The following is an 11692-nucleotide window of genomic DNA, read 5'->3' on the forward strand; positions in this document are numbered from 1 at the left end:
CCTTGATCAAACAGATAAATGCCAAGCTGGTTGGGCACTTTCGCTACTATGGGGTAACCGACAACAGCAATGGAATCCATACCTTTGGATACTGCGTACGGCGTAAATTGTTTGAAATACTCAATCGCAGAAGCCAAAAGAAGAGCTTGACGTGGGAAGGATTTGCAAAACTAACAGATAGATTCCCGCTAGCAAAAGCGAGAATCTATGTGAATATCTATGGCTAAACGTAAGTAAATGCTGCTATGAAGAGCCGGATGCCTTAATAGGGCAAGTCCGGTTCCGTGAGGGGGGCTGGAATGTGAGTTCCGCCTCTACTCGACCGCCTTGAGGAAAAGAAAACTCCTGTCCAATCCCCTAGCGGATTTGACAGGAGTCTGTTCAATTAGTGATTTTTATTGACATTAAAGTGCTTGTATCTGTCTCTGACTTCGGCTCGTTTAGCGTTGTTGAACCGGTCAAGCGTACCGACAAGGTAGCCGGTGATGCGGCGAATCCGTTCAAACGGTATAGAGCCGGTCTCGCTGCGGCCGCATTTGGGGCAGGTTTCACCGATGATTCCTTTATAGCCGCATACGGGGTCACGATCGACCGGGTGGTTGATCGAACCGTAGCCTACACCTTGTTCTTTCATGCAGCGGATAACCGATTCAAAGGCGTCCAGGTTATCGGAGGGATCGCCGTCCAGCTCAATGTAGGTAATGTGGCCGCCGTTAGTAAATTTGTGATAGGGGGCTTCCAAACGGATTTTTTCAAAGGCGCTGAGCGGATAGTACACGGGAATATGGAAGGAGTTGGTGTAATATTCGCGCTCGGTGATGCCCGGCAGGCTGCCGAAACGTTTACGGTCGATTTCAATAAATCTTCCCGACAGACCTTCCGCCGGTGTGGCAATTAAGGAGAAGTTCAGCCGGTATTTGGCCGCTGCATCGTCCATGCGCCGACGCATATGAGCGATGATTTCCAGGCCAAGCCGTTGCATTTCTTCCGATTCGCCATGATGTTTTCCCGTAAGGGCTTTCAGGCATTCGGCCAATCCGATAAAACCAACCGTCAGGGTGCCATGCTTCAGCACTTCCCGTATTTCGTCATCAGGACCCAGTTTTTCCGAATCAAGCCAAACGCCGTCCCCCATCAGGAAGGGGAAGTTGCGGACTTTTTTGCGACACTGTATTTCAAACCGGTCTAATAGTTGATCAATGCATAAATCAATCAAATGGTCCAGGCGAGTATAAAATTCGGGTATGGTGTTGCTTTCAATACCAAGGCGCGGCAAATTAATGGAAGTAAAGCTAAGGTTGCCCCGGCTGTAGACGATTTCGCGGGTGGGATCGTTCACATTGCCGATGACGCGGGTACGGCAGCCCATATAGGCGATTTCGGTTTCAGGTTGTCCGTCTTTGTAATATTGGAAATTAAACGGAGCATCAATAAACGAGAAGTTGGGAAAGAGCCGCTTGGCGCTGACCCGGCAGGCCAGTTTGAACAGGTCATAGTTAGGATCGGTGGGGTGATAGTTAATGCCCTCTTTGATTTTAAATATTTGGATTGGAAAAATCGGAGTTTCTCCATAGCCCAGGCCAGCTTCGGTCGCCAGCATAACATTCTTGATGACCAGCCGTCCTTCCGGTGAAGTATCGGTGCCGTAGTTGATCGAGCTGAACGGAACCTGCGCCCCGGCGCGGCTGTGCATGGTATTTAGGTTGTGAATAAGCGCTTCCATCGCTTGATAGGTCGCCCGGTCGGTTTCGGTCAGGGCTTGTTCAAAAGCAAAGGCCTGGGCCTTTTGCAGCAGGCCGGTGTCAAAGGTACGGGAAAGGAGCGTTGCTTCTTCCGCCAGATAGCCGTTGGTGTTGGAAATTTCCGGCGTCAGGTGAAGGCGTTCACCAATATCGTTGGCGGTTTCGGCCACCAGGTCTTTGACTTCCTGTTTACTGCCGGCGGAGAAGGAAAGAATCTGGATTAGACTATCCAGGTATTTTCGGGCAAAGGTTTTACGGACGCCGTCGGACAGACCGTAGTCAAAATTGGGAATGCTTTGTCCGCCATGTTGGTCGTTTTGGTTGGACTGGATGGCGATGCAAGCCAGTGCCGAATAGCTGGCAATATCGTTTGGTTCACGCAGGTAGCCGTGACCGGTTGAAAATCCGTCTTTAAATAATTTTTGGATATCAATTTGACAACAGGTGGTAGTCAGTGTATAAAACTCAAAATCGTGAATATGAATATCGCCATCGCGATGGGCTTTGGCATGCTCCGGTTTGAGCATATACATTTCATTATAGATTTTAGCACCTTCGGAGCCATACTTCAGCATGGAACCCATGGCCGTGTCGCCGTCGATGTTGGCATTGTCCCGCTTCAAATTGCTTTCCCGGGAATCGCTATGAGTGATTTCCTCATAGGTTCTCATCAGGCGGGTGTTCATTTCCCGGGCCCTGGTCCGTTCCGCCCGGTAGAGAATATACGCTTTGGCTGCTTTCGACAGGTCGGCGTCGATCAGGACTTTTTCAACAATGTCCTGGATTTCTTCCACCGAAGGAGAATTCGTTGTGACCTGCGATGCCTCCTGGGCAACTTGACCCGCTAAGGTCATCGCCAGTCTTTCGTCACCGTTGCCTGCTGCCTGCAGGGCCTTGTTAATAGCTGTACTGATTTTTTCCAGATTGAAGGGAACTTCCCGTCCGTCACGTTTTACTATAGTTGTAATCATCGTTAATCGGGGCGCGGCATGCCGCTACCCGCCCTTCCTCCTCTGCATTTGGTCTCTTATTCATCATATTACCATATATTGTGTTTGTCAATATATTGACAAACTAGATGTTGTGTAGTAAGGAGCGGCTTTTCACAGATTGCAGTAAGTGCCGGGAAGCGAGGCAGCATCGGCCTAGGAAGGATTTTCCTCGGCTTGTAGAGAATATACAGAAAAAAATAGCTGGTTCTTCTCATGACTGATATTTCTATATATGGAAGCTAAAAAAGCGGGGGAGGTTTGACAAATGAACTTGTTTGATTTTGCCTTGACCATGGAACTGGATGGGGAGGCCTATTATAAGGAGCTGGCCGCCAAGACTGTACATCCTGATTTAAAAGCCGTGCTGGAGGGGCTGGCGGCGGAAGAACGGCGCCATTATGATATTATCAAGGCAGCTCAGGGCGGAGAATGGGGGATCGTGCCGGAGCAGCCGGCGCTGTCTGACGTGCCGAATGTTTTTGCTGACAAAACGTTTGATTTGGCTGATCAGGAGCGCACTATTCCGAGGCTTAAAGCGGAACCCATCGACTTGTACCGGGCGGCACTGGATAAGGAAAAAGAGAGCGTCAGCCTTTATCAGGAATTGGCCCAAAAGGCAGCAAGTCCGGAGGAAACGGCACTTTGCCAAAAACTAAGGGAAGAGGAAGCAAAGCATGTGGAGTTAATGGATAACATTGTTGAAATGCTAAACCGTGTACAGGATTGGGTCGAGTCGGCCGAATTCAACCATCAGGAAATATACTAACAAGAATGAGGTGGCCTTTTTTGGCAAGAAACATAGCAATATTAGGATCGACAGGCTCGATTGGAACACAGACCCTGGATGTGGTAAGACATGTTCCGGGGCTGAAAGTCTGGGGTTTGACGGCCCATGAAAATATAGATTTGCTGGAAAAACAGGTGCTGGAGTTTGAACCTGTTCTAGTTGCCGTTATGAATGAGCGGAAAGCGGAAGAACTCAGTATGAGACTAAGCGGCAGAACGGTGAAAGTGCTCGCTGGTTTGGAAGGGCTTGTGCAGGTGGCGACGATGGCGGAAATCGACACCGTAGTGACTTCGGTAGTGGGCAATGTGGGATTGAAGCCGACCTTTGCGGCGATCCAGGCCGGCAAGGACATCGCTCTGGCTAATAAGGAAACTCTGGTATCGGCTGGCGAATTAATGATCAACGCAGTCAAACAGTATCAGGTTAATATGTATCCGGTCGACAGCGAGCATTCCGCGATATTTCAGTGTCTCCAGGGTAACAGCGGCAATCCAATCAGCCGGCTGCTATTGACGGCTTCGGGCGGGCCGTTCCGGGGCAGAACCCAAAATGAGTTAAAACATGTAACTGCCGCGGATGCCTTAAAACATCCGAACTGGAGTATGGGTAAAAAGATCAGTATTGATTCAGCTACCTTGATGAACAAAGGGCTGGAAGTGATCGAGGCCAAGTGGCTGTTTGATGTGGAACTTTCCCAGATTGAGGTGCTGGTTCATCCGCAGAGTATTGTTCACTCGGCGGTGGAATATGAAGATCATTCGATTATTGCGCAGCTTGGCGAGCATGACATGCGCGTGGCCATTCAATATGCTCTCACTTATCCGCAGCGGGTAGTCAATCCCTATCCGAAAGTGGATTTTACGGTTAGAAATAACCTTACCTTTGAAAAACCGGACATGGAGACCTTTCGTTGCTTAAAACTGGCCTACCAGGCCATCGAAACAGGCGGTACGATGTGTGCCGTATTAAACGGTGCCAATGAGGTGGCGGTAGAGCGGTTCCTGGCCGGTGAAATCGGCTTTTTGGATATTGCCGTCGTGATTGAGCGGACTATGCAGGCCCATACGGTCATTTATCAGTACAGCCTGGAAGATCTGCTTGCCGCCGATGCGTGGGCCAAACAGCATGCGGCGCAAATTAAATTCTAAAGCGGATAAAAAGAATAATTCTATATGAAAAGGGCTGTCCCACGGCAAATACCGTGAGACAGCCCTTTGCTATGCACGAGAAGTCTATGATTCCTTTAATACGCGCTGGAGTTTTTCCTTATCCAGTTCATTCTCCCATTTGGATACCACTACAGTAGCGACGCCATTGCCAATCAAATTGGTTAAGGCCCTGGCCTCGGACATAAACCGGTCGATACCCAGAATTAAGGCCAGGCCGGCAACAGGGATGGCGGGAATGGCCGATAAGGTAGCCGCCAGTGTAACAAAACCGCTGCCGGTTACGCCGGAAGCTCCTTTGGAGGTTAGCAGGAGAACAGCAAGAATGGTCAATTGATGAGTCAGGTTAAGATCGGTGTTCGTTGCTTGGGCCACAAAGATAGCCGCCATGGTTAAATAAATGGAAGTGCCGTCCAGGTTAAAGGAATAACCGGTTGGGATAACCAGGCCGACAACCGATTTGGAGCAGCCCAGATTCTCCAGTTTGCGCATGATTCCCGGTAAAGCGCTTTCGGAAGAGGACGTGCCCAGGACAATTAACAGTTCTTCTTTGATATAATTAATAAATTGAAAGATATTAAAGCCGGTAAAGCGGGCGATCAGACCGAGTACGATAAAAATAAACAGTAAACAGGTCAGGTAAAAGCTGCCCATTAGTTTAGCCAGCGGCAGCAGCGAGGCCAGTCCGTATTTTCCGATAGTGAACGACATGGCGCCAAAGGCTCCCAGGGGAGCAAATTTCATAATCAAATTAACGATGGCAAACAGTACATGGGAAATTTCATCAATAAGCCCCAGCAGGCGGTTGCCTTTATCACCCATGGCCGACAGGCCGAACCCGAATAACAGGGCAAACAGCAATACTTGCAGGATGTCGCCTTTGGCAAAGGCGTCAACGACGGTATTGGGGATAATATTCATCAGGAAATCCACTGTTGTGTGCGTTGCGGCCTCTTTCGTATAGGAGGAGACTGCATTGGCATCCAGTGAGCTGATATCGGCATTCATGCCGGCGCCGGGCTGAACGACATTCACAATAATCAGGCCGATAACCAAGGCTACGCTGGAGACCAGTTCGAAATACAGCAAGGCTTTGCCGCCGACACGGCCTACCTTTTTCATAGAGCCCATACCGGCGATGCCGACCACAACGGTACAAAAAATAATTGGCGTAATGATCATTTTAATTAATTTAATGAAGCCATCACCAAACGGTTTCATTTGTACGGCCAGTGACGGATAAAAATGTCCTAAAAGAACCCCGACTCCAATAGCGAATAGAACTTGGAAATAAAGATATTTGTAAATAGGTTGTTTCATTTGCTAGATATAGCTCCTTTCACTTAGCTAAACTCCGGTTATGGCCGGTTAACAGCTAAAATCGGGGGAAATCAATCCCCTATCTAAATATAGCATCTTTTTTGGTAAAGTAAAGAGCAAAAAACTGTATACAAGATTGCCCTGTAGGCAGGAAAAATAGCGTAACCTACCGTTCTTGTCATAGTTTGTCGTACTGGTTCTAAAAAAACTCCTAAGAGGCAAATGGATTCGACAAATTGGTGAAAATAAAGGAATATTATAGGAGAAAAAATATAGGTAATTGATGGGATGGCATATGAAAATAGTCGGGACCTGTTGGCCCGACCAAGGCCAGATTAAAGTGGATGCGAGCGAGAACATACCTGAGATTGAATAAATGTATGAAAAGAGACTGCCGCCATTTTTTTATTGTGCAGTCTCTTTTTTATGGTGAAGTGTTTAATTATATTAATAAAATTTAACAAATAATGGACAGCCTTAAGTGTTTATTAAGAAACGGTTAACTCGCTGGATTGCCGCATTTTGGTATGATACTATGAAGCCGGAATGAATTTCCTGGCGTTCCAACCTCAAATATCATGCGGGAACAGAGTGCAAAAGAATCTTTCAATCGGCTTAGCATGGTGGACAAAGAGGAACTCAAAGAAACCAGCGAGGAAACGTGGAAACTCAATTGGTTTTTGAGAGTATTAAGGAAAAGAAAAAACTCTCAAGGAGCGAAAAGAATGAAAAAGAAGTTAGCGATTGCCTTAGCACTTATGTTTGTAACTACCACGGCTGGAACGGTGTTTGCTGCGGAAAACAATCCGTTTAGCAGCGTTCCGACCAACCACTGGGCCTATCAATCGGTTAATAAGCTGGTAAAAGCCGGTCTAATTGACGGTTACGGCGACGGCGATTTCCGTGGCGACAAACCCATCACCCGTTATGAAATGGCCAGTCTGGTAGCCAAAGCCATGTCTAACGAAGAGAAGGCTGATGCTGGTTTAAAAAGCGAACTGACTAAGCTGGAAGGCGAATTTTCCGACGAACTGAAAAATCTGGGCGTTCGGGTAACCACCCTGGAAAAAAACCAACCGAATTTCAAAATGAATGGGTCGTTTGATGTACGCTATACGGACAAGAGTTTCCCGGATGCCAATTCAAGCGGAGTGAAAAAAGCCACTGATGTTAAAGGGGAATACCGCCTAAGACTGAATGGTGAAGCAAAAGTCGACAGTAAAACAACCTTTGGCATGCGGATTGTAAACAACGGACCGAATAGTTCTAATTTTAATAACAATACCTGGCAAATTTTTGGTAACTCGGATAACAGTAATAGCAGCAGTACCGATAATGCCCGGATAGATCGTGCTTATTTTAATACTAAAATCGGTGTGTCCGATGCTACTATTGGCCGTCAGGCGTTAAAGCTAGATGCCAATGATTTGTTGGTCGATAGTGGTGCGTATAGCTATGACGGTATTAAATTGGCTACTAAGGTTAATAAATTTACCTTTGCCTTTAATCACGGCCGTTTTGCCAATGGCGTGACCTTTAAGAAAAATGATGGTACGGATATAAGCACAGCTACCGGAACTTACTATAATAACTATAGGAATATGGATGTAGATTCATTAGGGGTAAGTTATGCAGATAAACAATTTAACGCCGGCGTAACTTACGCTCAGTTGAAAAATTTCTCCAAGGATGATATGGATTTGAAAAAGTGGGTGGCTGTCAATGCCGGTTATTTGTTGAATCCTAAATTATCCGTTGCTGCCGAATACGTTACCAATAGCGCCGACCCGGTAAGCACTGGCGTAACCGGTGGTGATGATGCCTGGTTTGCCAAAGTTCTCTATGGTGACCAAGCATTGAAAAAAGCAGGACAGCAAAATATTGCTTTAAAGTATTATGATGTAGGCGCTAATTCCATTGTGCCGGCATTATTTGGTCCGGATCCGCTGACAAGAGACGGTGGCAGCATGGTTCACGATTTTAAAGGCTTGGGTGTAGATTATAATTATGCCTTTAGTCCAACCTTTACTGGAGAATTCAACTATCTGAAAGTGGACGATCAGGTTACTAGTGCCCAAAGCAGCTATAATTACTACAGAGCCGCTTTACACGTAAAATTCTAATTTCCTCATTGACAACTACATAGCTTCAGGCAGGCAACCCTCAGCCTTGCCGTCAATAAAGCCCGGACTTAGTCCGGGCTTTGGTTTATGTAGTGATTAGTGAATAAAGTTCATAAATACTTTTTCTTCGATTGCCGGCTCGGGGAAATTTGCTTTGCCGGACTCAACCAGTTTCAGCAGCCAGGCCATATTTTTACCTAGTATCCGCATAATCTGTTTTCCTTCTTCATCCTGATTGGCTTCGCCGGGTACTGTTCCGTGAATGACATTCCAATAGTTTGAGGTGGGTACCAGCATTTCGGCATAATTAATGAAATTGTTAAGCTGCTGGTAGGTGGGAAGACCGCCGGAACGTCTGACGGCGACAACACTGGCACCTACCTTGTGACGGAGCATACCGCCGTTTACCGAGGTAACATAGAAGGCGCGATCCAAAAAGGATTTCATCGTGCCGGCAATACCGGAAAAATAGACGGGAGAGCCGAGAATAATGCCATCGGCCTGTTTCATTTTTTGAATCCATTCGTTTACGGAATCGGTAGCGATAACACATTTTTCATTTAGATTTCTGGCACAGCCGTTACAGGCAATACAGCCGTGTATAGTCGAGTTACCGACATGCACAATTTCCAGATCGATGTTTGCCTTTTCCAGTTCCTGCGCTACCAGACGCAACGCGGTATAGGTATTTCCTTCTTTTTTGGGACTTCCGTTAAATGCGACAACTTTCATATGTTTTGACCTCCTTGAATATAAAAAATAAACTTCGATATTATCGAAGTTTATTTATCTATAGTGAATTAATAATAATCCCAACTATTGCTTTTTGTCAAGAAGCCATGTATAATGCCAGATATAAAAATGGCATCATAGCGGAGGTTGTATGAAAACCATTCAATCCATTGACAGAGCGATGCTGATACTGGAGTATATTGCTCAGCATAACAATACATGTACACTTACCGATATTAGTACGGCCCTGGAATTAAAACTTCCTACCCTCCATGGTTTTTTAGTAACATTGGAAGCCTGGAATGTAGTTAGTAAAAACGGCAATAAATATTCTCTGGGAGGAAAACTTTTCGAGTTAGGCAAGGTTTTTGAATCCCATTTGTCTGTACAAGCTATACTGCATCCTTATTTAGAGCAACTGGCCGCTGAATTTGATGAAACCATTTATTTGGCGATACCCAGCAATAAAAAATTGCTTTATATTGATGAAGTGGAGTCTAAGCATCCGTTGCGGTTATCTTCCATTGTGGGGACTACGGAAGCTTATGAAACGTCAGCTATTGGTATGGCCGTATTAGCCAATTTGCCGGAAGCTTTCTGGCAGGAAACAGCAGCACAAAGCGGTATGGAACTTGAACTGCTGCAAAGTAAATTGCTTGACATTCAAAAGAAAGGGTACTATATTCACCGTAAACCCAATTGTGACTGTTATTGTATTGCGGTCGCCTTATCCGGTATTCATCATACTACGATTGGTATTAGCATGTTTATTCCTGCTTATCGCTATACAGAAGAACTTGCGCAAAAGGTGATAGATGTAATGGTTAAGATGCGGGGGAGAATTAGGGCGGAATGGAAACGGTAATAGTCCTTGTTTAAATTAAGGTAGTACCATAAAAGTATAAATCTTGTATAACAAATGCTCCGGAGCTTAAAGCCCGGAGCATTTGTTATACAAAGAGTGATTGGAATTTTTAATTTTGACACTTGCCCTTCCTGACATTATGGTAGTTTCTTTTGATTGAAAACTCTGTAAACTCACCCTATAATAAGGCTGTACATGACCAGTGGTCTATTAATTTTGAAGTTGCAATTACTTTACGGATCTTTTTCCGCAAGGCTTCGTTACCAGCGATTTACCTTATGAAAAAGCCTCCGTGAATTAATTGGCACTTTCGAAGTTGACGGCCCACTAGTACCTTGCACTACTTAAAACATAGGTAAAGCTTGTAAGGACTTTTTCGTCCCCAAGGAGGAGCCGTGCATGTGGGACAGAGGGAAGGCGATGGCAACGAAGCGGAAGGGAAAAGACTACAGGATGCTTCATGTATTTAGGGGGGCAGGTACTAATGTACAAATACATAAACAGGAAGGGGCTAGAAAATGAATGATCACAAGAGCTAACATTCAGGCATTTGGCGGATTTCTCACAGGCATGGTGTTGCCTAACATTGGGGCCTTTATTGCCTGGGGGCTGATTACGGCGCTGTTTATTCCAACAGGCTGGGCTCCCAATGCCGACATTGCCAAACTGGTAGGACCGATGATTGTGTACCTGCTGCCGATGCTCATTGGCTATACCGGCGGCAAGGCGATAGCCGGTACCCGGGGCGGTGTCATGGGAACGATTGCCACCATGGGAGTTATTGTCGGTTCCAGTATACCCATGTTTATCGGTGCGATGATCCTGGGCCCGTTAGGTGGGTATGTCATCAAAAAGTTCGACGAAAAAATGGAAGGCAAAATTCCGGCCGGTTTTGAAATGATTGTAAACAATTTCTCCATCGGTATTTTAGGCATGATTCTGGCTGTTGCCGCCTATAAGACTATCGGGCCGGCTATTTTAGCGGTGAATGAGGTTGTCAGGGTGGGAATTGAAGCACTGGTACAGGCTAATTTGCTGCCTTTGCTGTCGATCTTTAATGAACCGGCCAAGGTCTTATTCCTCAATAACGCCATTGACCAGGGAATTTATGCACCGCTTGGTGTGCAGGCTGCTTTGGAGCAGGGTAAATCTATCTTCTTTATGGTCGCCTCCAGCCCTGGACCCGGCTTGGGTTTATTACTGGCCTACTGGATGTTTGGCAAAGGAGTCAGTAAGGAATCAGCGCCTACGGCTATCATCATCCACTTCTTTGGCGGTATTCACGAATTATATTTCCCTTACGTTCTAATGAAGCCCAAAATGATTGTGGCCATGATTCTGGGCGGCATGAGCGGTATTCTGACTTTCCAGGCTTTTGGCGCCGGGTTGGTTGCCTTCCCTTCACCGGGCAGTATTATTTCCTTTCTGGCAATGACTCCCAAGGGAGGCTATCTGGCAACATTAGCCGGTGTGGCGGTCGGCACGGCCGTATCATTCGTAGTATCTTCCTTCTTGTTGAAACTGGATACGCAGGAAGTAACGGAAGAAGACTTCGCGTCCTCCAAGGACCTTATGCAGCAGCTTAAAGGAAAAAAGACGGCAACCAGTGTTACGGCGACTCAAACTGTGGCGAAAGATATCAATTTAATTGTGTTTGCCTGTGACGCCGGCATGGGATCAAGTGCCATGGGCGCTTCCGTATTGCAAGAAAAGCTGAAAAAGTCCGGTGTGGATGTAAAAGTAATGAATACATCGGTAGAAAAAATTCCACAGGACGCCGATTTGGTGATTTGCCATGAAAGCCTTTTGGAGCGAGCAAAACGGGCCGCCGCACATGTGGAATTTATTACAATCAAAAACTACGTTGCGGCACCGCAATATGATGACCTGGTAAAACGGCTTTCTCATTAAAATAAAAAAAGGCAAATACAACGACTCGGGAGTGGAGTCCCGTTAGTTGCATTG

General features: G+C 46.2%; 9 protein-coding genes. 6 read left to right on the forward strand and 3 right to left on the reverse strand.

The annotated features are described in order from the left end of the window. On the forward strand, window positions 1-227 hold a 227-nt coding region (locus BMW43_RS11805), incomplete at its 5' end, for a group II intron maturase-specific domain-containing protein (RefSeq protein ID WP_281246128.1). 158 nt (window positions 228-385) lie between these two features. Here the strand turns inward: BMW43_RS11805 and BMW43_RS11810 are convergent. Further along, window positions 386-2713: an anaerobic ribonucleoside triphosphate reductase gene (locus BMW43_RS11810; RefSeq protein ID WP_091747563.1), complete on the reverse strand. Its 2328-nt coding sequence runs from the start codon at window positions 2711-2713 to the stop codon at window positions 386-388. A gap of 286 nt (window positions 2714-2999) precedes the next feature. Between BMW43_RS11810 and BMW43_RS11815 the strand changes: the two genes are divergently transcribed. Continuing rightward, window positions 3000-3500 (forward strand): ferritin-like domain-containing protein, encoded by a 501-nt coding sequence (locus tag BMW43_RS11815; protein ID WP_091747566.1) that lies wholly within the window; start codon window positions 3000-3002, stop codon window positions 3498-3500. Window positions 3501-3520: 20 nt separating this feature from the next. Then, window positions 3521-4669 carry a 1-deoxy-D-xylulose-5-phosphate reductoisomerase gene (locus BMW43_RS11820; protein WP_245732407.1) on the forward strand — a complete coding sequence of 383 codons (1149 nt, stop codon included), beginning with the start codon at window positions 3521-3523 and terminating at the stop codon, window positions 4667-4669. A gap of 84 nt (window positions 4670-4753) precedes the next feature. Here the strand turns inward: BMW43_RS11820 and BMW43_RS11825 are convergent, their stop codons facing one another. Then, on the reverse strand, window positions 4754-6007 hold the full coding sequence (locus BMW43_RS11825; protein WP_091747572.1) for a dicarboxylate/amino acid:cation symporter: 1254 nt from the start codon (window positions 6005-6007) through the stop codon (window positions 4754-4756). Window positions 6008-6732: 725 nt separating this feature from the next. Here BMW43_RS11825 and BMW43_RS11830 point away from each other — a divergent pair. Then, a complete protein-coding gene (locus BMW43_RS11830) occupies window positions 6733-8130 on the forward strand; it encodes an S-layer homology domain-containing protein (protein WP_091747575.1) in 1398 nt (465 codons plus the stop codon). 96 nt (window positions 8131-8226) lie between these two features. Here the strand turns inward: BMW43_RS11830 and BMW43_RS11835 are convergent, their stop codons facing one another. Continuing rightward, the gene (locus tag BMW43_RS11835) at window positions 8227-8862 is read right to left on the reverse strand and encodes a flavodoxin family protein (RefSeq protein WP_091747578.1); all 636 of its coding nucleotides are present in this window, start codon (window positions 8860-8862) and stop codon (window positions 8227-8229) included. Window positions 8863-9013: 151 nt separating this feature from the next. On the opposite strand from BMW43_RS11835, the gene BMW43_RS11840 reads away from it, so the two are divergent. Together BMW43_RS11840 and BMW43_RS11845 are read left to right on the forward strand one after the other, a co-directional pair. Next, complete coding sequence (locus BMW43_RS11840) at window positions 9014-9727, forward strand: IclR family transcriptional regulator (RefSeq protein ID WP_091747582.1); 714 nt, start codon at window positions 9014-9016, stop codon at window positions 9725-9727. A gap of 522 nt (window positions 9728-10249) precedes the next feature. Then, entirely contained in the window at window positions 10250-11638 is a 1389-nt protein-coding gene (locus BMW43_RS11845) for a PTS mannitol transporter subunit IIBC (protein WP_091747585.1), read from the forward strand. Window positions 11639-11692 lie beyond the last annotated feature (54 nt).

The sequence above is a fragment of the Propionispora vibrioides genome (assembly GCF_900110485.1).
In the GTDB taxonomy this organism is placed as follows: Bacteria; Bacillota; Negativicutes; order Propionisporales; family Propionisporaceae; genus Propionispora; species Propionispora vibrioides.